The sequence below is a fragment of the Streptomyces sp. NPDC048718 genome, assembly GCF_043198875.1.
Classification (GTDB): Bacteria; Actinomycetota; Actinomycetes; order Streptomycetales; family Streptomycetaceae; genus Streptomyces.
Genome location: NZ_JBICVG010000016.1, coordinates 80,733 through 103,219, shown reverse-complemented (window position 1 = coordinate 103,219; position 22,487 = coordinate 80,733). Strand labels below are relative to the sequence as shown.

Sequence of the window (22,487 nt, the reverse complement as noted above, 5' to 3'; positions counted from 1 at the left end):
ACCTCCTGTGTTCGGCCGGACGCGTCCGGCGTCGATTCGACACGGATCGCTCGATCCCCGACGACGGCCCAGGGGCGAGGGTTCTCCCCCCTGTCCTCGTCGAAGTCAGGCCTCGATCCTCGCCGTTCGCGCCGGCCTCGGCCATGGCGGAAAGGTCAGCCTCCGATACATTCTCGCCATGCCCGTCCCCCCTGCCGCCCCCGGTACGCCCGGCGCCCGCGACCTGGCCGGTGACTCGGCCGGTGGCTTGACCGGTGACACCGCCGAACCGGGTCGCGTGACGCGCCCGGAACCGCGGCCCGGCCCGCACAAGGTGGTCGTTCTCGTGGTCGACGGGATCTACCCCTTCGAACTCGGCATACCCCAACACGTCCTGGGCTCCGCCGATGGCCGCTACGAGGTGGTGACCGCGGGCGTGGACGGGAAGCCCGTGCGCACCGTCTCGGACCTGACCGTCACCCCCGGGCACGGCCCCGAGGTGCTGGCCGAGGCGGACACCGTGATCATCCCTGGGTACGCGATCCCCCGGACCTCGGCCGCCGCCCCGGACCCGAAGGCCCTGGACGCGCTTTCCGGCATCCGGCCCGGCACCCGGCTGGTGTCGATCTGCAGCGGCGCCTTCCTGCTGGCCGGCACCGGTCTCCTCGACGGGCGCCGGGCCACCACCCACTGGGCGCTCAGCGACCGCTTCCGGGAGCTGTTCCCCCGGGTCGAGCTCGACACCGACGTTCTTTTCGTGGATCACGGTGACGTGTTGACCTCGGCGGGAGCGGCCAGCGGCTTCGACGTCTGCTTGCATCTGCTGCGCCAGGACCACGGCACCGAGGTGGCAGGCCAGGCCGCCCGCTTCTGCGTCATGCCGCCGTACCGGGACGGCGGGCAGGCACAGTACATCGAGCGGCCCCTGCCGCCGGCGGGCACGACCGGCACCGGGCCGACCCGCGACTGGGCCTTGCGGCGGCTTGAACTACCGCTGTCGCTGGAGCAGTTGGCCGCGCACGCGGCGATGAGCACCCGTACCTTCACCCGGCGCTTCAAAGAGGAGACCGGTCTGAGCCCCGGCCGCTGGCTGACCTCGCAGCGGCTGCGGCGGGCCCGGCACCTGCTGGAGTCCAGCGATCTGCCGGTGGAACGCGTCGCCCACGAGGTCGGATTCGCCACCGCCACCTCGCTGCGGCGGCACCTCGCGGCGGAGGCCGGCGTCGCCCCGTCGGCGTACCGTCGCACTTTCCGTGCCCCGGATCCGGCCGCCGACGGGAGCGTCAGTGTCCGTCGCCCTCGCCGAGCCGCTGGCCCCTGAGCAGGAACCAGGCGGCGACGGCGGTCGCGAGCAGGACCGCCGCGCCGATGCCGGAGGCGATGCGCAGGCCGTCGACGAAGGCGTCCTGCGCGGCCAAGACCAGCGCCTCGGCCCGTTCCGGGGCCAGGCCGGCGGCGGCCTCGACGGCTCCGCCGAGGGATTCGTGCGCCGCGGCGGAGGCGCCCGACGGGACACCGGCCGGAGTGGAGAAGTCCCGGTAGACGCCGGTCACGATGGACCCGAGGAGCGCGATGCCGAGGGCCGCGCCCAGCTCGTACGCGGTCTCGGAGACCGCGGAGGCCGCACCGGCCTGTTCCTTGGGGACGCTGGAGAGGATGACGTCGGCGGTGACGGTGAACGCGAAGCCCGCGCCCGTACCGACGACCAGCAGGCTCGCGCCGAGCAGCGGGTATCCGGTCGTCTGTCCGAGCGTGGTCAGGGCCGCGAGGGCCAGGCCGATGGCGGCGAGACCGCCCGCGACGACGGCACGCACCGAGTAGCGGCGGGCCGCCCGGCCGGCGATCAGGCCGGCCACCACGGCGCCGACGGCGGCGGGCAGTTCGGCGAGGCCGGCCTCCAGCGGCGCCCGGCCCTGGACCAGCTGGAAGAACTGGGACAGGAAGAACACCAGGCCGGACAGGCCGAGTACGGTCAGCAGGTCGGCGACGACGGCGGCGGACAGCCCCCGGTTGCGAAACAGCCGCATGTCCAGGAGCGGGGTCGGCAGGGTGAGCTGGCGCCGGACGAACCAGGTCAGTCCGCCGAGGCCGAGCACGGCGGCGAGGGCCGCGGCGGAGGTCGGGCCCTCGGAGGCCAGTTCCTTGATGGCGTAGACGACGCCGATCATGCCGACGAGGGAGAGGACGACGCTGGGCAGGTCCCAGGGGCCGGGGGCCGGGTTCTTCGACTCGGGCAGCAGCTTGACGCCGACGACGACCAGGACGGCCATGACGGGCAGGTTGATGAGGAAGACCGAGCCCCACCAGAAGTGTTCGAGCAGGAATCCGCCGACGACCGGACCGACGGCGGCACCGGCCGAGGCCATCGCGCCCCAGACGCCGATGGCGAGGCTGCGCTCGCGCGGGTCGTGGAAGAGGTTGCGGATCAGGGCCAGAGTGGACGGCATCAGGGTGGCGCCGGCGACGCCGAGCAGCGCGCGGGCCACGATCATCATCTCGGGGCTGGTGGCGTAGGCGTTCAGCAGGGACACCGCGCCGAACGCGGTGGCGCCGGTGAGCAGCAGCTTCTTGCGGCCGATGCGGTCGCCGAGGCTGCCCATGGAGACCAGCAGACCGGCGATGACGAAGGAGTAGACGTCGCCGATCCACAACAGCTGGGTGCCGGACGGCTTCAGATCCTCGGAGAGGAAGGGGGTGGCCAGGCCGAGGACCGTGGCGTCCACGGCCACCAGCAGGACGGCCAGGACCAGTACGGAGAGGGCGAGCCACCGGCCGGGCCGGCGGGCGCCCTCGATATGGCTCTCGGTACGGCGCTCGTGCTCGTGCCGTACGGTGTCGGTGATCACTTCTCCACGCTCCTGCGCGCTCCGCCGAGCAGCAGCTCGGCGATCATGTACGGAAAGTCCTTGGCGGCGACCCGCCCGTCGGCGACGGCCCAGGCGCCCGAGCTGATGAGCCCGTAGAGCGCCTCGCAGAGCCAGGCGGGCGTCAGATCGATCCGGAAGACGCCCTCCTCCTGGCCGCGCCGGAAGAGCGCGGAGATCCGCGCGTCGAGGGCGGCCCAGCCCTCGTTCTGCTGCTCGCCCTCGAAGAGCTGGTTCTCGGTGACGAGGAAGGCGATCAGCGGGGCGACCGGCTGCACCGCGCCCACCAGCCGGCGCACCGCCTCGTCGGCGGGGCCCGCCTCGGGGCCCACCGTGTCGAGTACGGCGGTCAGCTCGTCGAGAGCCAGCTCCTCCAGCGCCCGGATCAGCGCCTCCCGCCCCGCGAAGTGCCGGTGCAGGGTGGCGCGGCCGATCCCGGCGGCCCGGGCGACCTCGTCCATGGTGGCGGTCGCCTTGACGCTGAGGGTGGCGGCGGCGGAGCGGAGCACCTGGGTGCGGTCGACTGACATGAGACAACCGTACACCGCATGAGACAAAAATGTCTCATGCGAGGCATCAAGAGCCCATGCTGACGGCTACCTCCCCAGCGGTGAGACAGCGCCGACCAAGAGGGCCAGGGGCAGGAACACCAGCCCCGCCGACATGGCCCAGCCCATCCGCCGTGTCGTCTTCGCGCCGACGAGGGCGCAGAACACGCCCATGAGGACGAGATACAGGGCCAGCGGAAAAAGGATGAATCCGGCTCCCATGCCGATCGCCTTCCCAGAAGTCCGGGGCGGCGGCCGTACGACGGCCGCCCCGGAGCGGACGTACCACGGCGGGAAAATCCGATGCCCGCCCGGACAAGGAAAGGAATGCTACGAGCATGACAAAAGCGCTGCCGAAACCGCTGCTGCTGATCGATGTCGACGGGCCGCTGAACCCTTACGCGGCACAGCGCGAGCGCAGGCCGGAGGGGTATGCCACGCACCGGACGCACCCGTCCGACTGGACCGGGGTCAAGCCGCTGCGGGTGTGGCTGAATCCCGCGCACGGTGACGAGCTGCGGGCTCTGGCCGACGCGTACGAGCTGGTCTGGGCGACCACCTGGAAGGGCGAGGCCAACGACTGGATAGGCCCTCACCTCGGGCTGCCGGAGCTGCCGTACATCGACTGGCCGCAGATACACGACAGGGCCCCGCGCGGGACCTTCTGGAAGACGCGGTACATCCTCGAATACGCGGCGGGGCGGCCGTTCGCCTGGGTGGACGACGACATCACGGCGTACGACCACGAGTACGTGGAGCAAAACCACCTCGCCGCCGCCCTGTTGCTGCATGTCGATCCCCGGCTCGGACTGCTCCGGCCGGATTTCGACAGGCTCGCGGACTGGGCGGCGGCGCTGTGATGCCGAGGGGGTGAGAGGGCCCGACCGAGGGTGAGGGGCCCGCTCAGGGGGTGCGGCTACTTCTTCGCGTCGGCCCAGGCGTGCTGGATCACCAGGTCGGCCTTGACCTCGATGAGCTGGGCGGCGACGGCGGAGGGCGCGGTGCCGCCCCGGCCGTTGCGGGAGGCGAGGGCGCCGGGGACGTCGAGGACCGTGCGGACCTCGGGGGTGAGGTGCTCGGAGATCTTGGCGAACTGCTCGTCCGTCAGATCGCCCAGCTCCTTGCCCTCGGCCTCGGCGGCCTTCACGCACTCGCCGGCCACCTCGTGCGCCACCCGGAACGGCACACCCTGCTTGACCAGCCACTCCGCGATGTCGGTCGCGAGCGAGAACCCGGCGGGGGCCAGCTCCTCCATGCGCTCCCGGTTGACCGTGAGGGTGGCCATCATCCCGGTGAAGGCGGGCAGCAGGATCTCCAGCTGGTCGCAGGAGTCGAAGACCGGCTCCTTGTCCTCCTGGAGGTCCCGGTTGTAGGCCAGCGGCAGCGCCTTCAGGGTCGCCATCAGGCCGGACAGGTTGCCGATGAGGCGGCCGGACTTGCCCCGGGCCAGCTCGGCGATGTCCGGGTTCTTCTTCTGCGGCATGATCGACGAGCCGGTGGAGAAGGCGTCGTGCAGGGTCACGAAGGAGAACTCCTTCGTGTTCCAGATGATGATCTCCTCCGCGATACGGGAGAGGTTCACCCCGATCATCGCCGTGATGAAGGCGAACTCGGCGACGAAGTCGCGCGAGGCCGTGCCGTCGATCGAGTTGCCGACCGAGCCGCGCTCGAAGCCGAGGTCCTTGGCGACCGCCTCCGGGTCGAGGCCGAGCGAGGAGCCCGCGAGGGCACCGGAGCCGTACGGGGAGACGGCCGTCCGGGTGTCCCACTGGCGCAGCCGCTCGGCGTCCCGGGACAGCGACTGGACGTGCGCGAGCACGTGGTGGGCGAAGAGCACCGGCTGGGCGTGCTGGAGGTGGGTGCGGCCGGGCATGGCGACGTCCGGGTGCGCCTCGGCGAGGCCGACCAGCGCGTCCTGGAGTTCGGCGATCAGGGAGCCGATGATCCGGGCGTGGTCGCGCAGGTACATCCGGAAGAGGGTGGCGACCTGGTCGTTACGGGACCGGCCGGCCCGCAGCTTGCCGCCGAGCTCGGCGCCGAGCCGCTCCAGGAGACCCCGTTCCAGGGCGGTGTGCACATCCTCGTCGGCGATGGTGCCGGTGAACGAGCCGTCGGCTACGTCCGCCTCCAGCCGGTCGAGACCGTCCAGCATGCGGGTCAGTTCGTCCTCGGTGAGCAGCCCGGCCTTGTGCAGCACGCGCGCGTGGGCGCGGGAACCGGCGATGTCGTACGGCGCGAGACGCCAGTCGAAGTGGACGGACGCGGACAGCTTCGCCAGGGCCTCGGCGGGACCGTCGGCGAACCGGCCGCCCCAGAGCCGTACGTCACCGTTGTTGCTGCTCACTTCTGCTGCTCCTCATGCCGGGTCTGTGCTGCGAGGGTCTGGATGTGCTGCGAGGGTTTCGACGCGGTGCGCGGGTCTCGATGTGCCGCGCCGGTGGTCCGCCGGTGCACGCCCGTTCGGCGTGTCCGGCGGCCGTGCCGCACCCGCGCGTATCCGGGACACAGGCCCGGATGCGCGCCCGCCTCCCCACCGCGTCGCGGAACGGGGAGGCGGGCTGTCGAACGACTGGGGTCAGCCGAGGTCACGCTTCGCGGCGATCTTCGACGAGAGCGCGAAGATGTCGATGAAGCCCTGGGCCTTCGACTGGTCGAAGGTGTCGCCGGTGTCGTAGGTGGCGAGGTTGAAGTCGTAGAGCGACTCCGAGGACTTCCGGCCGGTGACGACGGCGCGGCCGCCGTGCAGGGTCATCCGGATGTCGCCGGTGACGTGCTGGTTGGCCTCGTTGATGAAGCCGTCCAGGGCCCGCTTGAGCGGGGAGAACCACTGGCCGTCGTAGACCAGCTCGCCCCAGCGCTGCTCGACCTGCCGCTTGTAGCGGGCCAGCTCGCGCTCGACGGTGACGTTCTCCAGCTCCTGGTGGGCGGTGATCAGGGCGATCGCGCCGGGAGCCTCGTACACCTCGCGGGACTTGATGCCCACGAGCCGGTCCTCGACCATGTCGATCCGACCGATGCCCTGGGCGCCGGCCCGCTCGTTGAGCTGCTGGATGGCCTGGAGCACGGTGACGGGCTTGCCGTCGATGGCGACCGGCACGCCCTCCTTGAAGGAGATGACGACCTCGTCGGCCTCGCGGGCGACGGCCGGGTTCGCCGTGTACTCGTAGATGTCCTCGATCGGCGCGTTCCAGATGTCCTCGAGGAAGCCGGTCTCGATGGCCCGGCCGAAGACGTTCTGGTCGATGGAGTACGGGGACTTCTTGGAGGTGGCGATCGGCAGGTCCGCCTTCTCGGCGAAGGCGATGGCCTTGTCCCGGGTCATGGCGTAGTCACGGACCGGGGCGATGCACTTCAGGTCCGGGCCGAGGGCCTGGATACCGGCCTCGAACCGCACCTGGTCGTTGCCCTTGCCGGTGCAGCCGTGGGCGACGATCGAGGCGCCGTGCTTCTCGGCGGCGGCGACGAGGTGCTTGACGATGGTCGGCCGGGAGAGCGCCGAGACCAGCGGGTAGCGGTCCATGTAGAGGGCGTTGGCCTTGATCGCCGGGAGGCAGTACTCGTCGGCGAACTCGTCCTTGGCGTCCGCGACCTCGGCCTCGACCGCACCGCAGGCGAGCGCGCGCTTACGGATGACGTCCAGGTCCTCGCCACCCTGGCCGACGTCCACGGCGACAGCGATGACCTCGGCACCCGTCTCCTCGGCGATCCAGCCGATGGCGACGGAGGTGTCCAGGCCGCCCGAGTAGGCGAGTACGACGCGCTCGGTCACGGGGTTCTCCTTACCTTGCAACCACTGATGGGTATAACTATGCAGTGCTCCGTATGGTTTGTCAAAGGTTGGCTGCCGGAAATCGAAAACCGCAGGTGGGAGGGGGTGTGGAGAGGCATACCGCCGCTGCATGAAGGGGCGGTACACCCGGAGAGGCGACGTGAGCACGCACAGGCGACCACCGGCCCGCACGGCGAACGGTGCCCGGAGCCACCACTCGGGGCTCCGGGCGCCACTGGGGCGTGTCCTGCCGACTCAGGCGGACTCGGACGGACTCAGGCGGGCTCAGGCGGGCTCAGGCGGGCTCAGGCAGCGAGATCGGTTCGCCAGCCCTCCACCTCGGCCCAGATGATCAGCTGCGCGGGCTTGTTCCTCCCGAGCCGATGGCACGCTGGAGCGCCACGCCCATGCGGCGAGCGCCATCCTCACGACCGGCGCGCACGTTCACGGAGCTCCACGAGACGGGCGCCACGCTCCTCGGCGGCCAGGCACTCGGCACCGCGATCGATGCGCTCGCGCGCCGCGGGATCTTCCGGGAAGAACTCATCCAGAAAGTCGTCGAAGCTCTCGTCATCGCCGGACTCGGTGATAGTCAGGAGCCGGTAGGTACTCGGGCTCTGCGGTGCCAAGCGGCGCCCCCTTGCTTGATCCTTCCCGGAAGGTATCGCGCGCCCGTCCGGCGTACGGCGCGAAAGCCTGGAAAAGAATCGCGACATGGGAAAGACATATGAACAGATCGACGGTCGTCTGCGTGCCTTCATCGAGTCCCAGCCGGTGTTCTTCACCGCGACGGCTCCGCTGGACGCGGACGGGACCGTCAACCTCTCGCCGAAGGGGCTCGCGGGGTCCTTCGCCGTCCTCGACGAGCACACCGTCGCCTATCTGGACTTCGCCGGGTCCAACGCCGAGACCGTGGCCCATCTGCGGGAGAACGGGCGCATCACCCTCATGTGGTGCGCCTTCCAGGGGCCGCCCAACATCGTACGGATCCACGGGCGCGGCGAGCCGGTGTTCCGGGACGACGCGCGATGGGCGGAGCTGATCGGGCACTTCGGCGGGATCGACCCCGAGCAGCACGGGCTGCGGGCGATCATCCTGGTCCGGGCCGAGCTGGTGCGGGACACCTGTGGCTACGGCGTGCCGTTCATGTCGTACGACGAGGACCGCGATCTGCACCAGCGGCGCTTCGCCCGGGAGGACGACGAGTCGCTGAGCGCGTACTTCGCGGGCAAGGAGCACATCGCGTCCAGCATCGACGGGCTCCCCGGTCTGCCACTGCCGCTGCCGCCACTCCCCCGTACGGGGCAATAGCCCGGCGGCCCGGCGGGGCGGACCTATCGTCGCGCCATGCGCACCCTACTCGCGCTCGGCGCGGCGCTCTGCTCGCTCGGTTCGTCGCTCGGCTCGCTCGCCCAGGCACCGGGACCGGCCCTGGCGTCGCCCCTGGCATCGCCCCTGGTCGCGGCATCGGTCACGGCACCCGGCACGGCACCGGTGTCGGCCGGCGCCCCACTCCCGGAGCGGATGGCCGACACCGGCGGCGGCACGCAGCTGATCACCGCCGAGGCCGCCCGCACCGGGGCCACCACCGGCACGGTGACCTGGTGGGACCGGCGCGGCGGGCGGTGGGTGCGGGCGGGTTCGGCGCCCGCGCGGTTCGGGGCGAAGGGGCTCGCCGAGGGGTCCCGGCGCCGGCAGGGTACGGACACCACGCCCACAGGGCTCTTCCGGCTTCCGTACGCCTTCGGGACCGCGCCCGCGCCGGCCGGGACGGCGTACCGGTACGTCCGGGTGACCGAACGTTCCTGGTGGTGCCAGGACAACGCCTCCCGCGCGTACAACCGCTGGGTGGAGGGGCTGCCCCGGGACTGCCGGGCGGCCGAGGCCGAGCATCTGACCACCTACCGGAAGCAGTACGCCCACGCGCTCGTCGTCGCGTTCAACTACGACCGGCCGGTGCGCGGGCGCGGGGCCGGGATCTTCCTGCATGTGAACGGGCGCGGGGCGACCGCCGGCTGCGTGTCCGTACCGGCGGAGGCGATGCGCCGGATCCTGGTCTGGGCGGCTCCGGCCCGCCGGCCGCATCTCGCCGTCGGCACCCGGGGCGGACGGACGGCGATCACGCGCTACTAGGGAGCTACGTTGGGCGCTTCATTCCGGATGACCGGTGGTTGCGGGCGCTCGGCACCCAGACGGACGGCGGGGCGACTTCTCGGCCGCCTCCCGACCGTCCCCCGACCAGCGGCGATGGAACAGCCTTCGCACAAGAGCGAAGCTACCGGTCGGTGAGCGGAATTTCGCGCTTCTCTCTCATTTATCGATCGCTTACGCAGCAAAGACACGGGCTTGGTGCGCTGATGCCCGGCCGCCGATCGGCGCGGCCGGCACCGAGCAGCCCCTCCCCTCAAGGAGACCTTCATGTCTTCCACACGGCACACGCGGCACACCGGACCACCCGGCGCACGGCGATCGTGATCGCCTCGCTGGGACTGGCGATCGCGAGCACCGGCGCCACCGTGTCCGCCGCCTCCGCCGCCACCTCGGCCCCTCGGGCCAAGACCGGCGCCCACTGCGTCGCCCACGTCACTTCGCACACGACCACGTGTTACGACACCTTCCGCGAGGCGATCGCCGACGCGACCGACGGCCGGGTCACCGACGCGCCCGAGGCGCCGGCCAAGGCCGCCAAGGACAAGGGCTTCATCGCGGAGATCAACGCCCCGGCCGGCAAGCGTGACGCGCGCGTCGCCGCCGGTCTCCAGGGCGGGGTCGTGGGCGCCGTCGTCTACTGGGACTGGAACTACGGCGGTGCGTCCTGGACGATGGAGATCCCGGAAGGCTGCAAGGACAACGGGACGTGGGACTGGGGCTGGAGCGACCTCGGGGGCTGGAACGACGGCATCAGTTCCCTGATCCCCGCGAACAACTGCTGGGTCGGTCTGTACTCGGACATCTACTACAACGGCACGAACCAGCTCTACACCAAGTCCACGCCGTATGTCGGCGACGCGATGAACGACCAGGCCAGCTCGATTCAGCTGACCTGATCGGCCGGCGGACGCGCCCCGGGGCCTGTCCGCCCCGTGCGAGGGCCCGGCCGCCCACCCCGTGAAACGCAAAGCGCCTGCCCCGCTCCCTGGCCAAGGGGAAGCGGGGCAGGCACGTTTCGCCGCGGCGCCGCCAGGGCGGCCGCACGGGGCACACCGGGACGCGGGGCGCACCGGGACGAAAAGCGGTCAGCGGTCCTTCTGCGCGAGGCGCAGCAGGTGGTCGGCGAGGGCCTGGCCGCCGACCGGGTCGCGGGAGATGAGCAGCAGCGTGTCGTCGCCCGCGATGGTGCCGAGGATGGCGTGGAGTTCCGCCTGGTCGATGGCCGACGCGAGGAACTGGGCCGCGCCCGGCGGCGTACGGAGCACCACCAGGTTGGCCGAGGCCTCGGCGGAGATCAGCAGCTCGCCGGAGAGGCGGCGCATCCGCTCCTCCTTGGCCGACTCGCCGAGCGGCGCCTGCGGGGTGCGGAAACCGCCCTCGCTGGGCACCGCGTAGATCAGCTCGCCGCCCGTGTTGCGGATCTTCACCGCGCCGAGCTCGTCGAGGTCGCGGGAGAGTGTCGCCTGGGTGACGCTCAGCCCGTCGTCCGCGAGCAGCTTGGCCAGCTGGCTCTGCGAGCGCACCGGCTGCCGGTTGAGGATGTCGACGATCCTGCGGTGGCGGGCGGTGCGGGTCTGCGGGACGGCCGGCCCGCCCCCGGACTCGGTCCGGGGGTTGTCCCCGTGTTCGTGTGCCTGCGCGTCGCTCATCGTCGGTTCATTCTCCGGTTCGTCCTTCCCCGTTCACCACGTCGAGAACGCCGGGCAGGGCCCGCAGGAAGGTGTCCGCCTCCGCGTCGCCGATGATCAGCGGGGGCATGATCCGTACGACATCGGGGGCGGGCGCGTTCACCAGGAGACCGGCGTCCGAAGCCGCCTGCTGCACCTGGGGCGCGAGGGACTCCGTGAGCACGATACCCAGGAGAAGGCCCGCGCCACGGACATGGGAGATCAGCGGGTGGCCGAGACCCTCGATTCCGGCGCGCAGTTTCTCGCCGATCCGCTTGACCTCGTCGAGAGCGGCGCCGTCGCCGAGGGTGTCCAGGACGGCGAGTCCGGCGGCGCAGGCCACCGGGTTGCCGCCGAAGGTGGTGCCGTGGTGGCCGGGGGCGAACAGCTCCGCGGCCGGGCCGAAGGCGACGGTCGCGCCGAGCGGCAGCCCGCCGCCGAGTCCCTTGGCGAGGGTGACGATGTCGGGGTCGACGCCCTCGTGGGCCTGGTGCTCGAACCAGGTGCCGCACCGGCCGACGCCGGTCTGGACCTCGTCGAGGACGAGCAGGGTGCCGGTGGCGCGGGTGATCTCGCGGGCGGCCTTGAGGTAGCCGGGGGGCGGGACGACCACGCCGTTCTCGCCCTGGATGGGCTCGATGATCACGAGGGCGGTGTCCTCGGTGACGGCGGCGGCGAGCGCGTCCGCGTCCCCGTACGGGACATGGGTGACGTCGCCGGGCAGCGGCAGGAAGGGTTCCTGCTTGCCGGGCTGGCCGGTCAGCGCGAGGGCGCCCACGGTCCGGCCGTGGAAGCCGCCGGTGGTGGCGACCATGTGGCGGCGGCCGGTGAGCCGGCCGATCTTGAAGGCGGCCTCGTTGGCCTCGGCGCCGGAGTTGCAGAAGAAGACCCGGCCGTCGGCCCGGCCGAAGAGCTCCAGGAGCCGTTCGGCGAGGGCGACGGGCGGCTCGGCGACGAAGAGGTTGGAGACGTGGCCGAGGCTCTGGATCTGCCGGGTGACGGCCTCGACGACCGCCGGATGGGCGTGGCCGAGAGCGTTGACGGCGATGCCGCCGACGAAGTCGAGGTACGCGGTGCCGTCGGCGTCCCAGACGCGGGCGCCCTCGCCCCGGACGAGCGGCAGCCGGGGCGTGCCGTAGTTGTCCATGAGGGAGCCCTGCCAGCGCCGGGTCAGGGTGGCGTTGCCGGCCGGGGCGCCGGCGGCCGGGGCGCCGGTCGCCTGGACCGATGCGCCGTCCGCCGTGGCCGGGGTGCCGGCGGTCAGGCCGGCCAGGTCGTTCGTCTGCTCCGTACCGCTACCGCTGCCGCTCATCATGACTCCACCGTCGTCTCGTCGGGCACGACCATCGTGCCGATGCCCTCGTCCGTGAAGATCTCCAGCAGGATCGAGTGCTGGACCCGGCCGTCGATCACCCGGGCCGTGGTGACCCCGTTGCGGACGGCGTACAGGCAGCCCTCCATCTTCGGGACCATGCCGCTGGACAGCTCGGGCAGCAGCTTCTCCAGCTCGCTCGCGGTGAGGCGGCTGATGACCTCGTCGCTGTGCGGCCAGTCCTCGTAGAGGCCCTCGACGTCGGTGAGGACCATCAGTGTTTCGGCGCCCAGCGCCGCAGCGAGTGCCGCAGCCGCCGTATCAGCATTGACGTTGTAGACATGGTCGTCGTCCTGGGAGCGGGCGATGGAGGAGACGACGGGGATGCGGCCGTCGTCGAGCAGCGCCTGGATGGCGCCGGTGTCGGTGGCGGTGATCTCGCCGACCCGGCCGATGTCGACCGGTTCGCCGTCGATCACCGGCCGGTGGCGGGTGGCGCTGAGGGTGTGGGCGTCCTCGCCGGTGATGCCGACGGCGAGCGGGCCGTGCTGGTTGAGCAGGCCGACGAGTTCGCGCTGGACCTGGCCGGCGAGGACCATCCGTACGATGTCCATCGCCTCGGGCGTGGTGACCCGCAGGCCCGCCTTGAACTCGCTGACCAGGCCCGCCCGGTCGAGGGCGGCGCTGATCTGCGGGCCGCCGCCGTGCACCACGACCGGCTTGAGGCCGGCGTGCCGCAGGAAGACGACGTCCTGGGCGAAGGCGGCCTTGAGGTCGTCGTCGATCATGGCGTTGCCGCCGAACTTGATGACGACGGTCTTGCCGTGATGGCGGGTCAGCCAGGGCAGCGCCTCGACGAGGGTCCGCGCCTTGGGCAGGGCGGTGTGCTTCCTCGTCGTACTCGTCGTACTCATGAGCTGTACGCGCTGTTCTCGTGGACGTAGTCCGCGGTCAGGTCGTTGGCCCAGATGACGGCGGAGTCCGTTCCGGCGGCGAGGTCGGCGGTGATGACGACCTCGCGGTAACGCATGTCGACGAGGTCGCGGTCCTCGCCGACGGAGCCGTTCTTGCAGACCCACACGCCGTTGATGGCGACGTTGAGCTCGTCGGGCTCGAAGGCGGCGGCGGTGGTGCCGATGGCGGACAGGACACGGCCCCAGTTGGGGTCCTCGCCGTGGATGGCGCACTTGAGGAGGTTGTTTCGGGCGATGGTCCGGCCGACCTCGACGGCGTCGTCCTCGGAGGCGGCGTTGATCACCTCGATACGGATGTCCTTGCTGGCGCCCTCGGCGTCGCCGATGAGCTGGCGGGCCAGGTCGGCGCACACCTCCTGGACGGCCTCGGCGAACGCGTCGGGGGCCGGGGTGACCTCGGCGGCGCCGGAGGCGAGCAGCAGCACGGTGTCGTTGGTGGACATGCAGCCGTCGGAGTCGACCCGGTCGAAGGTGAGCCGGGTGGCCTGGCGCAGCGCGGTGTCGAGGCCCTCGGCGTCGACGTCGGCGTCGGTGGTGAGGACGACGAGCATGGTGGCGAGGCCGGGGGCGAGCATGCCCGCGCCCTTGGCCATGCCGCCGACCGTCCAGCCGTCCTTCTGCACCACGCACGTCTTGTGCACGGTGTCGGTGGTCTTGATGGCGATGGCGGCCTTCTCGCCGCCGTGCGCGGACAGTTCGGCCGCGGCCTTCTCGACGCCGGGGAGCAGCTTGTCCATCGGGAGGAGTTCGCCGATGAGGCCGGTGGAGGCGACGGCGACGTCACCGGCGCCGGTCTCGATCCCCCGGGTGGTGAGGGTCTCGGCGGCCTTCTCGGCGGTGGCGTGGGTGTCCTGGAAGCCCTGCGGTCCGGTGCAGGCGTTGGCGCCGCCGGAGTTGAGGACGACGGCGGTCACCTCGCCGTCGGCGAGGACCTGCTGGGACCAGACGACGGGGGCGGCCTTGACGCGGTTGGAGGTGAAGACTCCCGCGGCGGCGCGGCGCGGACCGGTGTTGACCACGAGGGCCAGGTCCGGGTTGCCGTTCTGCTTGATCCCGGCCGCGATGCCCGCGGCCGTGAATCCCTTCGCTGCGGTGACGCTCACTGCTCTTCTCCGTTCACTTCTCCACCCGCGCGGCGCACCGCCGCGGGCATGGTCATCGACTGCGGGCCGGGGGCCGGCCGGGGCGCGAGGCCGCGGGGGGCCCGGTACGCGTCGCTCACGGCGCGACTCCCACCGTGGAAAGCCCGGTCTCCTCGGGGAGCCCGAGGGCGATGTTCATGCTCTGCACCGCGCCGCCGGCGGTGCCCTTGGCGAGGTTGTCGATGGCGGCGACCGCGATGATCCGGTTCGCGGCCGGATCGAGGGCGACCTGGATCTGTACGGCGTTGGAGCCGTACACCGCCGCCGTGGCCGGCCACTGCCCCTCGGGGAGCAGATGGACGAACGGCTCGTCCGTGAACGCCTTCTCGTACGCGGCGCGCACGCTCTCGGCGGTGACGCCCGGCTTGGCGGTGGCCGAGCAGGTGGCGAGGATGCCGCGGGGCATCGGCGCGAGGGTGGGGGTGAAGGAGACGGTGACCCGCTCCCCCGCCGCCGCGCTGAGGTTCTGGATCATCTCGGGGGTGTGCCGGTGGCCGCCGCCGACGCCGTACGGGGTCATGTTGCCCATGACCTCGCTGCCCAGCAGGTGCGGCTTGGCGGCCTTGCCCGCGCCGGAGGTGCCGGAGGCGGCGACGATCACGGCCTCGGGTTCGGCGAGCCCTTGCGCGTACGCCGGGAAGAGCGCGAGCGAGACGGCGGTCGGGTAGCAGCCGGGCACCGCGATCCGGCGGGAGCCTTCGAGCGCGGCGCGCGCGCCGGGCAGCTCGGGGAGGCCGTACGGCCAGGTGCCGGCGTGCGGGGAACCGTAGAAGGTCTCCCAGTCCGCGGCGTCCTTCAGCCGGAAGTCGGCGCCCATGTCGACGACGAGGGTGTCCGGGCCGAGCTGCTCGGCGACCGCCGCGGACTGCCCGTGCGGGAGTGCGAGGAACACGACGTCGTGACCGGCCAGATTCTCGGCCGTGGTGTCCACGAGGACGCGGTCCGCGAGCGGCAGCAGGTGCGGCTGGAGGCCTCCGAGGCGCTGACCGGCGTTGGAGTGCGCGGTGAGCGCGCCGATCTCGACACCGGGGTGGGCGAGGAGCAGGCGCAGAAGCTCTCCGCCCGCGTACCCGCTCGCGCCGGCGACCGCTGCTCGTACCGTCATCGAAAACCTCCTCTAGATGGCATGACTATACGAGTCCACGCAGTTTTATGCAATGCCCTTCTTCTGGCATGCGTGCCCGCCGCACCGGCGGGACGATGGATCACAGGGGGTGCGCGGGAACCGGGGGACTCCCGGGGAACACGAGCGGGGGCGGCCGAGCCGCCCGCGCCGACGTGCCCGGAGGGAGCGGGCGTCCGGCGGCGTCCCGATCAGCACCGGGGGTAAGCGGAAGGGAGGCTTCCATGGCCACCGTGACGAAGGACGATCCGAACTGTCCCTCTGACATCGTCTTCATCGGCAACATCGACCTGCGGCCGTACACCGAACACCCCAACACGACGCTCCCGCCCCCGCACGCCACGGCGAGGATGAACATCGACGTGCTCGCCTCAGGGCACTACGAGCACGTGGGCTTCAAGGACGTCATGGTCTTCCTTGAGATCAAAGGCCCGTCCGGCGTGCGGTTCGTGGAGGGCGCCGATCGCGACAACTGGCTCTGGGGCATTCCCGACGGCGGCGGCTGGACCGAGATCCCGACCGGCACACCGACCACGCTCCTTCGGATGCGCAAACCGGACGCGGTGAGTCTCATCCGGCCCAAACCCATCGACGGGCTCACCTACTACGTCGGCCTCAGCGGGCTCCCGCCCGGCGGCGGCGTCGACTTGAAGGTGTCCGCCACGGCGAGCAGGGTCCTGGCCACGGCGCAGAGCTGTTCCATCGAGGTCACCGACCTGCGAGTGGGCGACGAACTGCGTGGATATCTCAGCGGAAACCCTTCCGACACCGGGTGATTCATCGCCGCACACGGCACGGCTCCTTTGGGGTGCCTGTCCTTTGGGGCGCCTGAAGGTTCTGTCGCACGCCCTGGGGCCATCGGCCGGTGTCGGAGAGGCAGGATTCCAAGAGCCACGGCATCGGTCACGGACGCCGTCGGCCTCGGGCGCGCACAGCTCGCACACCTGTCTTGACCTGGGCCGAACAGATCAGCAGGGCTTGTCCGGGCGATCACAGCGGGGCCGGCCTCGCAGGTGCGCGGGCATCAAGCCGAGACAGGTGTGCGGGACAGGGCGGTGCGCAGCGCGAAGACGCCGAGCAGGCCGCCCGCCGCGAACCGCTGAGCGGCCATCACCCGGGGCCGGACGGCCAGATACCGCGACACTCGTGCCGCGCCCAGCATGATCAGAGCGTTCACGGAGATCCCCACGACGATCTGCACCCCGCCGAGTTGGAGCAGCTGCCCCCACGCCGGGCCTGCCCGCGGGTCCAGGAACTGGGGCAGGAGGGCGGCGTACAGGAGAGCGATCTTAGGGTTGAGCAGGTTGGTCAGCAGCCCCATCGAGAACAGGCGGGCGTCGGAGACCGGAGCAAGGTCCCCGGCCGGGGTGAAGGGCGAGCGGCCGCCGGGCTTGAGCATGCCCCAGGCGAGGTACGCCAGGTAGGCCGCCCCGGCGAGCTTGACCACCGTGTACGCCACCGGCACGGCGGCGAACAACGCGGACAGGCCCGCAGCCGCCGCCAGCAGGTAACACAGGAACCCCATGGCCGTCCCGCTCAGGCTGACCAGCCCCGCCCTGCGCCCCTGGGTGATCGCGCGCGAGGCGAGGTGGATCATATTCGGTCCGGGAATCAGGGCCATGCCGAGTTCGATCAGGGCCACTCCCCCTACCGCGGCCGGACTGATCACCTGTCGACTCCTGATCGTGTGGCGGGTGCCCGGCACCCGGTCCCCGGTACCCGAAGGGGGGCGGCGCCCGGCCGCGACGCATCGGCCATGGCCACGCCGCTGTTCCGCCTCAGGGTACGACCCCCGCCGTTCCGTGCCTCCGCGCACCCCTCGCCCGACCGCCTTCGCGCCCCCGTAGGCTGCGCCCCACCCAGGGGTGAGCCCCGGGAAAACGGAGAAACGGCGAAAGGGAAGACATGACAACGGGGAACCGGGAACGGCGGTGGCGGCCCAGCCTACGGGTGCTCACCATCGTGGCGGTGGTGCTCGGCGTCCTGGCGGGCGCCGGCTGGCTGGCGAAGCCGGTGTGGCAGCCGTGGTGGTACGCCAAGACCCTGTGCGGGGGCCACCTCTCGGGCGGTGAACTCGCCGAACTGCTGCCGGACGAACGGCTCCAGGCCGGCAAGGACACCTTCGGCTCCGGGCAGGACCTGCTCAAGTGCTCGGTGAGGGAGAACGACGGCCGGCACTTCGTCCTCATGGTCGAGGCACAGACGGACACGGGTGATCCGCACGGTCCACTGGACATGGAGTTCACCATCCCTGGGAGCCTGCGCTACGGCTTCCCCAGGTCCGTGCCCGGGTTCTACGGCCAGTTCGGCCCCGTGATCATTCAGGAGTGCCCGAAGCTCGGCCGTGCCGACGACGGCCGCATGCGGCGCCTTGTCACCAAGGTGTACTCCCACGCGGTGGAGAACGACCCCTCTCCCGCGTCCCTGCGCACAGCCGTACGCATCGCCAATGACGCCAATAACGAGCTCGGCTGCGGGGCCGACCCCCTGCCGCTGCCGGACGGCGTCGATCCCGGGCACAAGCTGCGCGTGAGCGAGACCAAGGGCACCATGTGCGAGTGGCTGACCCGGCAGACCCTGCCCAAGAGCCCGTCCGGCAAGGAGTGGCGGGTGGTCGCGCCCACCGGCGCGAAGGCGCCCATCACCACCTGCTCCCTGGTCGACACCGGGACGGGCAACGCCGAGAACTTCTCGGGCTGGTACGGAGATTGGACGGACAAGCCCTTCACCAGGATGTTCGCGGCCAACGTGCGGCTCCCCGAGGACGTCCGAGAGAACGACCCCCTGCTCAGTGAGGACTTCGGGCGCGCCAAGGCCCTGTGCGCCGGGGAGTCCGCCAGTTTCCTCGCCGCCGACCACACGATGCACGGCGCCGGACCGATACTGCCGATGAGTGAGGTACGGCCTCTCCTCGACGCGTTCGCGAAGGACCAGGCCAAGCGCCGGGGCTGCACCGATCTGAGACTCCCCGGCCACACGGTGTATCCGAACGGGCGCTGAGGCTCTGGGCGTCAGCCAGACCGCATGACGAAGCCCCGCCTTCATCCCGAACTCGGGGGTGGGGCGGGGCTTTTCGTGTGTCAGCGTGGGTCGGACGAGGTCGAACCCGTCGCCCTTGCGATCCGGCGGGAGCCTTCGAGCGCGGCGCGCGCGCCGGGCAGCTCGGGGAGGCCTGCCCGACAGCGACGGCGTGCTGCGCGCCCGGTGGTGACCCGGTTCCCGCAGGGGACGCGCGAGAGTCCGGGGGTGCCCCGGGCCCAGCGCGGAAGATCGATTCCCTCGCCCGTCATAGGCTTACCCGCCATGACCAGCGATTTCGGATTCACCTGCGTCTGCTGCGGGGCCCGGCACCCCGAACTGCCGATGAACTACTCGTCCCATGCCCCGGCCGTATGGGAGCCCGCCTTCGCCGACCGTGACGACTGCACGCTCACCTCGGACGAGTGCGTGGTCCTCGCGGAGCACTACTTCGTCAAGGGTCTGATCGAGATACCGGTCGTCGGCAGCGACGAGGTGTTCTCGTGGGCGGTCTGGGTCTCGCTCAGCCGGGAGAACTTCTCCCGCGCCCGCGATCTGTGGGAGAAGCCCGGCCGTGAGTCGGAGGAGCCGTACTTCGGCTGGCTCACCACCGATCTGCTGCCCTACTCCCCCACGACCCTCAATCTGAAGACGTACGTCCACACGCGCCCGGTCGGCGAGCGCCCCTTGGTCGAACTCGAACCGACCGATCATCCCCTCGCCGTCGAACAGCGCACGGGTATCACCCTTGAACGCGTACGGGAGATCGCGGCGGCAGTACTGCACGCCGACGGCGGTGAGCAGCGGTGACGGCTGACGAGCCCATTTCCTCGGTTCCCGTCGCGCCCGCCGGGCTGAGCAACCGGGCGCGGTATTTCGTCGAGACCAGTGGCGTCCGTATCTCCCGGCGGGACCTGCGGCGCCACCGCGAGGCGTGGATCGGCCACGGGATCCCCGCCTCCGAGGTCGACCAGGCCATCGCCTTCCAGGAGCGCTGGGGCGGGCTGGCCCTGCCACCGGCCCCGTTCTACGAGGGCGGCCCGCACAGCCTGCAAGCGGCCTGCCCGAGGGGCTCAGCCGAGGAGGGCTGGTCGTTCTCGGCGGGAAGCTGTCGGGTGTCCATGGCGTACGGGTTCAGGATCGGCCCCGACGGCGCCTTCGGCCTCGACGCCAATCGCTGGACGCCGCTGCACGCCGACATCGACGGATGGGTGGAGTCCCTGGCGCTCGCTGCCCACGCCGCTCGCTGGGCCACGACCATCACGAAGGTCAAGGGCAAGGCCGTCGACTCGCTCGACCTCAGGGGGTACGAGCAGGTGACCGAAGTACGGGGTGTGACGGACACCTGGTGGCGGGGCAAGGACTCGCTCGTCGCTCTCTACCGGGGCGCGGCCGTCGGCCTCGACGCGCCGCAGTGCCTCGAAGCGCACATCTACGGGGGCCTCGACGATTGGGGGCTCTACGGCGGCTGACCGTGGCATTCGGGGGGCGCCGCCGGGTGTCCGCGCGTTCGTACGTGACGCCGGTTCGCGCCGGGTAACCCCCGTCAGGGCAGGGCGAGAACGCGGAACTCGTGCCCCTCCGGGTCCTCCAGACACGTCCAGGGCACATCGCCCTGGCCGAGGTCGAGAACGGTCGCCCCGAGGTCCCGCAGCCGGGTCACCTCCGCCGTCATGTCTTCGCCCGGGTACGGCATCAGGTCGAGATGGACGCGGTCCGGCACCGTCTTCGGTCCGGGCACGCGGAAGAGTTCGAGGAACGTCCCCGTGCCGTCGGCGGCGCTCAGCACCGCGATGTCGTCGGTCGCCCGGCGGACGGTCCAGTCCAGCGCCCCGCCCCAGAACCGGGCCATCGTCCGAGGATCCGCGCAGTCGACGACGACGGCGGCGATCGGCCCGGTGTCCCGGTAGATCTCCCGGGGCTCCAGCACACACAGCTCGTTGCCCTCGGGGTCGGCGAGGATGACCCACGGGACGTCGTCGCCCTGGCCGAGGTCGACGGGGGTCGCGCCGAGGTCCCGGAGCCGGGCGACCAGTTCCGTCTGGTGGGCGAGGGAGGTGGTGGCGAGATCGAGGTGGGTACGGTTCTTCGTCGCCGTCTTGCCCTCGGGTGAGGGGACGACGGAGATGGCGGAGACTGCGGGGGCGGCCGGGTCCGGTCCGAGCGGGCCGCCGGCGGAAGCGATGTACGTGGCCGCCCCGGCGGTGGACATACTCCAGCCGAGCGCCTCCGCCCAGAACCGGCCGACCCTCGCGGGGTCGAGAGCCTTGATGTTCACCTGGACGGGTCGCAGCGCCATGTTCACGATCCTAGGGCCCGCGTCCGACAGTCTCCCCCGCGTCACACGAAGAGAACGGGCTCGACCCGGTTCAGTCTCCGAGCGCGAACGACGCGCGTTCCTGCCACTTCGTGCCGTCGTGGACGATGAGTTCGACCGACGTGACACGAGACATGAACGGAAGCCGGCACGCGAGGTCGGCCTCGATCTCCTCCGTGACGGCGTCTTCCTGGCCTTGTGCGATGGTCAGGTGGGGCACGATCTCGGTGTGCCGTCCTCCATACGGCGGGGCCTCCGGCCAGCAACCGACGATCGCCTCCGTGAGCCGCCGCAATCGCGTGGCGGGCTCGGGAACGAGATACGACACTCCCGGAAGCCGTCCACATCTCTCGAATCGCAGGTCGAACGCCTGGTGCCGGCCCAGAACGTCCGCGAGCGCGGAGTGGACGGCCGCGTCCACCCGGCTCTCGTCGAGGAACGGGAAGAGGACCGTGATGTGTGCGGGAACCCCTGCCCGCGCCGAGGGATCCCACTGCTCGCGCCATCCTCCGATCGCCGATTCCGCTTCCGGGATCCGGACGATGAGCCCTGTTCGGCCCGCCTGAAACGCGCTACCGCTGTCGCCTTCTGCCATACGACCGCATGCTGTCACCTTCTCGGCGCCCGGCGCGGTTCCATTTCGGGCGGCCCGCCCGGACCGGCTGCCGGACAGGCCGTGCCAGGTATCGGGCACCCGCAGGCGAGTACTGTCGATCGAGCCCTCAGGGAAGCAATGACGCCCTCATGAGCCACCCACTCGGGCTCGGAAGGCGCCTCGCGTGCGCGCAACCGTCGTACGGAAAAAGGACTATGGGGAAGACACCGGTCGGCCACGAGGTGCCGTACCACTCGCAATGGGAATCCGCCGCACTCGTCCCCGACATACTCTCCGGCCGGGTCAAGGCCGAAGACGATCCGCTCTGGCACCTCTCGGGCGCGGAGGATCCCGCCGAATACGCCTTCTGGTCCTGGCGCGTCTGCGGCATGGCCTGTCTGCGCATGGCCCTGGAGCACTGGGGATTCGAGACCCCGGGCCTTGTGACGCTGGCCCGGGAGTTCCTGGACGCGGGCGCGTACGTCCGCCGGGCCGACGGGGTGGACGGTCTGATCTACGCTCCATTCGCCGAACACGCCGCGAAACGCTGGGACATCGAGGCCGAGGTGCACGGGCGGCTGACGGTCGAAGAGATTCCCGGGTTCCTGGACGAGGGAAAGCTCGTCATGCTGTCCGTCCATCCTTCGATCCGCGAACCGGACACCGTCCCGCCGGGGCGGGGCGGGCATCTGGTCCTCGCCGTCGGCCGCACACCCGACCACCTGCTTGTCCACAACCCTTCGGGGTTTCCCGGCGTCTCCCAGCGTTCCGCCGAGGTGCCGTGGGAGGCGCTGCCCCGGTTCTTCGCGGGGCGGGGCGTGACCCTGGGGATCGGCAGGTCGTGACCCCGGGGATCGGCGGCGCCACCTTCGGCACCATGAACGACGACGTGCTGGCCCACTTCGACCCGTCGTTCAGCCGGAAGGACTTCGTCGAGATCATCCGGAACAACCCCTGGCCGGAGTGACCCGGCCACGGGGGCTACGGGGGCTATGACTGTACGGCGGCTCCGCCAGGCCCTGTTCGGG

At 71.1% G+C, this 22,487-nt stretch carries 25 protein-coding genes; 11 read left to right on the top strand and 14 right to left on the bottom strand.

Annotated features, from left to right (window positions below):
• The first annotated feature begins 178 nt into the window (after window positions 1-178).
• Window positions 179-1,300: a GlxA family transcriptional regulator gene (locus tag ACGFRB_RS27005; RefSeq protein WP_393246706.1), complete on the top strand. Its 1,122-nt coding sequence runs from the start codon at window positions 179-181 to the stop codon at window positions 1,298-1,300.
• On the opposite strand, the gene ACGFRB_RS27000 is transcribed toward ACGFRB_RS27005, so the two are convergent.
• The 3 genes from ACGFRB_RS27000 to ACGFRB_RS26990 form a co-directional block, all read right to left on the bottom strand.
• Window positions 1,263-2,774 carry an MFS transporter gene (locus ACGFRB_RS27000; protein ID WP_393246839.1) on the bottom strand — a complete coding sequence of 504 codons (1,512 nt, stop codon included), beginning with the start codon at window positions 2,772-2,774 and terminating at the stop codon, window positions 1,263-1,265. The two genes, ACGFRB_RS27005 and ACGFRB_RS27000, sit on opposite strands and share 38 nt — an antisense overlap.
• A 47-nt stretch (window positions 2,775-2,821) precedes the next feature.
• Window positions 2,822-3,373, bottom strand: coding sequence for a TetR/AcrR family transcriptional regulator (locus ACGFRB_RS26995; protein ID WP_361236938.1), 552 nt, complete (start codon window positions 3,371-3,373; stop codon window positions 2,822-2,824).
• A gap of 66 nt (window positions 3,374-3,439) precedes the next feature.
• Complete coding sequence (locus tag ACGFRB_RS26990; protein ID WP_363011144.1) at window positions 3,440-3,613, bottom strand: hypothetical protein; 174 nt, start codon at window positions 3,611-3,613, stop codon at window positions 3,440-3,442.
• A gap of 116 nt (window positions 3,614-3,729) precedes the next feature.
• Here ACGFRB_RS26990 and ACGFRB_RS26985 point away from each other — a divergent pair, with 116 nt between their 5' ends.
• Window positions 3,730-4,251: an HAD domain-containing protein gene (locus ACGFRB_RS26985; RefSeq protein WP_393246704.1), complete on the top strand. Its 522-nt coding sequence runs from the start codon at window positions 3,730-3,732 to the stop codon at window positions 4,249-4,251.
• A gap of 56 nt (window positions 4,252-4,307) precedes the next feature.
• Here the strand turns inward: ACGFRB_RS26985 and argH are convergent, their stop codons facing one another.
• The 3 genes from argH to ACGFRB_RS26970 all read right to left on the bottom strand — a co-directional run bounded on the left by argH (window position 4,308) and on the right by ACGFRB_RS26970 (window position 7,789).
• Window positions 4,308-5,735 (bottom strand): argininosuccinate lyase, encoded by a 1,428-nt coding sequence (gene argH / locus ACGFRB_RS26980; RefSeq protein WP_363011140.1) that lies wholly within the window; start codon window positions 5,733-5,735, stop codon window positions 4,308-4,310.
• A gap of 231 nt (window positions 5,736-5,966) precedes the next feature.
• Complete coding sequence (locus tag ACGFRB_RS26975; protein ID WP_363011138.1) at window positions 5,967-7,160, bottom strand: argininosuccinate synthase; 1,194 nt, start codon at window positions 7,158-7,160, stop codon at window positions 5,967-5,969.
• Window positions 7,161-7,585: 425 nt separating this feature from the next.
• Entirely contained in the window at window positions 7,586-7,789 is a 204-nt protein-coding gene (locus ACGFRB_RS26970) for a hypothetical protein (RefSeq protein ID WP_393246702.1), read from the bottom strand.
• 85 nt (window positions 7,790-7,874) lie between these two features.
• Here ACGFRB_RS26970 and ACGFRB_RS26965 point away from each other — a divergent pair, with 85 nt between their 5' ends.
• From ACGFRB_RS26965 to ACGFRB_RS26955, 3 genes are all read left to right on the top strand, one after another.
• Window positions 7,875-8,471: a pyridoxamine 5'-phosphate oxidase family protein gene (locus ACGFRB_RS26965; RefSeq protein ID WP_363011136.1), complete on the top strand. Its 597-nt coding sequence runs from the start codon at window positions 7,875-7,877 to the stop codon at window positions 8,469-8,471.
• Window positions 8,472-8,507: 36 nt separating this feature from the next.
• Entirely contained in the window at window positions 8,508-9,293 is a 786-nt protein-coding gene (locus ACGFRB_RS26960; RefSeq protein WP_393246700.1) for a L,D-transpeptidase, read from the top strand.
• 338 nt (window positions 9,294-9,631) lie between these two features.
• Window positions 9,632-10,207 (top strand): hypothetical protein, encoded by a 576-nt coding sequence (locus tag ACGFRB_RS26955; protein ID WP_393246698.1) that lies wholly within the window; start codon window positions 9,632-9,634, stop codon window positions 10,205-10,207.
• 189 nt (window positions 10,208-10,396) lie between these two features.
• Here ACGFRB_RS26955 and ACGFRB_RS26950 read toward each other — a convergent pair whose 3' ends face one another.
• The 5 genes from ACGFRB_RS26950 to argC form a co-directional block, all read right to left on the bottom strand.
• Window positions 10,397-10,960, bottom strand: a complete 564-nt coding sequence (locus ACGFRB_RS26950) for an arginine repressor (RefSeq protein ID WP_361236962.1) — start codon at window positions 10,958-10,960, stop codon at window positions 10,397-10,399.
• Window positions 10,961-10,967: 7 nt separating this feature from the next.
• Window positions 10,968-12,293 (bottom strand): acetylornithine transaminase, encoded by a 1,326-nt coding sequence (locus ACGFRB_RS26945; protein ID WP_393246696.1) that lies wholly within the window; start codon window positions 12,291-12,293, stop codon window positions 10,968-10,970.
• Window positions 12,290-13,204 carry an acetylglutamate kinase gene (argB, locus tag ACGFRB_RS26940; protein ID WP_363011130.1) on the bottom strand — a complete coding sequence of 305 codons (915 nt, stop codon included), beginning with the start codon at window positions 13,202-13,204 and terminating at the stop codon, window positions 12,290-12,292. Before argB ends, ACGFRB_RS26945 begins: the two co-directional genes overlap by 4 nt.
• Window positions 13,201-14,367 carry a bifunctional glutamate N-acetyltransferase/amino-acid acetyltransferase ArgJ gene (gene argJ, locus ACGFRB_RS26935; RefSeq protein WP_393246694.1) on the bottom strand — a complete coding sequence of 389 codons (1,167 nt, stop codon included), beginning with the start codon at window positions 14,365-14,367 and terminating at the stop codon, window positions 13,201-13,203. Before argJ ends, argB begins: the two co-directional genes overlap by 4 nt.
• Before the next feature lie 115 nt (window positions 14,368-14,482).
• A complete protein-coding gene (argC, locus tag ACGFRB_RS26930; protein ID WP_393246692.1) occupies window positions 14,483-15,511 on the bottom strand; it encodes an N-acetyl-gamma-glutamyl-phosphate reductase in 1,029 nt (342 codons plus the stop codon).
• A gap of 242 nt (window positions 15,512-15,753) precedes the next feature.
• Here argC and ACGFRB_RS26925 point away from each other — a divergent pair, with 242 nt between their 5' ends.
• Window positions 15,754-16,305, top strand: a complete 552-nt coding sequence (locus tag ACGFRB_RS26925) for a hypothetical protein (protein WP_393246690.1) — start codon at window positions 15,754-15,756, stop codon at window positions 16,303-16,305.
• Window positions 16,306-16,553: 248 nt separating this feature from the next.
• Here the strand turns inward: ACGFRB_RS26925 and ACGFRB_RS26920 are convergent, their stop codons facing one another.
• A complete protein-coding gene (locus tag ACGFRB_RS26920) occupies window positions 16,554-17,198 on the bottom strand; it encodes a LysE family translocator (RefSeq protein WP_393246689.1) in 645 nt (214 codons plus the stop codon).
• 236 nt (window positions 17,199-17,434) lie between these two features.
• Between ACGFRB_RS26920 and ACGFRB_RS26915 the strand changes: the two genes are divergently transcribed.
• From ACGFRB_RS26915 to ACGFRB_RS26905, 3 genes are all read left to right on the top strand, one after another.
• Window positions 17,435-18,529 carry a hypothetical protein gene (locus ACGFRB_RS26915; protein WP_393246687.1) on the top strand — a complete coding sequence of 365 codons (1,095 nt, stop codon included), beginning with the start codon at window positions 17,435-17,437 and terminating at the stop codon, window positions 18,527-18,529.
• A 363-nt stretch (window positions 18,530-18,892) separates the two neighbouring features.
• Entirely contained in the window at window positions 18,893-19,357 is a 465-nt protein-coding gene (locus tag ACGFRB_RS26910; protein ID WP_393246837.1) for a DUF2199 domain-containing protein, read from the top strand.
• Complete coding sequence (locus tag ACGFRB_RS26905; protein ID WP_393246685.1) at window positions 19,354-20,019, top strand: hypothetical protein; 666 nt, start codon at window positions 19,354-19,356, stop codon at window positions 20,017-20,019. Before ACGFRB_RS26910 ends, ACGFRB_RS26905 begins: the two co-directional genes overlap by 4 nt.
• 74 nt (window positions 20,020-20,093) lie before the next feature.
• Here ACGFRB_RS26905 and ACGFRB_RS26900 read toward each other — a convergent pair whose 3' ends face one another.
• Both ACGFRB_RS26900 and ACGFRB_RS26895 read right to left on the bottom strand, forming a co-directional pair.
• Window positions 20,094-20,846 carry a VOC family protein gene (locus ACGFRB_RS26900; RefSeq protein ID WP_393246683.1) on the bottom strand — a complete coding sequence of 251 codons (753 nt, stop codon included), beginning with the start codon at window positions 20,844-20,846 and terminating at the stop codon, window positions 20,094-20,096.
• Window positions 20,847-20,916: 70 nt separating this feature from the next.
• A complete protein-coding gene (locus ACGFRB_RS26895; RefSeq protein ID WP_393246681.1) occupies window positions 20,917-21,459 on the bottom strand; it encodes a 2'-5' RNA ligase family protein in 543 nt (180 codons plus the stop codon).
• Between the two features lie 215 nt (window positions 21,460-21,674).
• On the opposite strand from ACGFRB_RS26895, the gene ACGFRB_RS26890 reads away from it, so the two are divergent.
• Window positions 21,675-22,304 carry a C39 family peptidase gene (locus ACGFRB_RS26890; RefSeq protein ID WP_393246679.1) on the top strand — a complete coding sequence of 210 codons (630 nt, stop codon included), beginning with the start codon at window positions 21,675-21,677 and terminating at the stop codon, window positions 22,302-22,304.
• The gene (locus tag ACGFRB_RS26885; protein ID WP_393246677.1) at window positions 22,301-22,426 is read left to right on the top strand and encodes a hypothetical protein; all 126 of its coding nucleotides are present in this window, start codon (window positions 22,301-22,303) and stop codon (window positions 22,424-22,426) included. The genes ACGFRB_RS26890 and ACGFRB_RS26885 overlap by 4 nt, the downstream gene beginning before the upstream one ends.
• Window positions 22,427-22,487 lie beyond the last annotated feature (61 nt).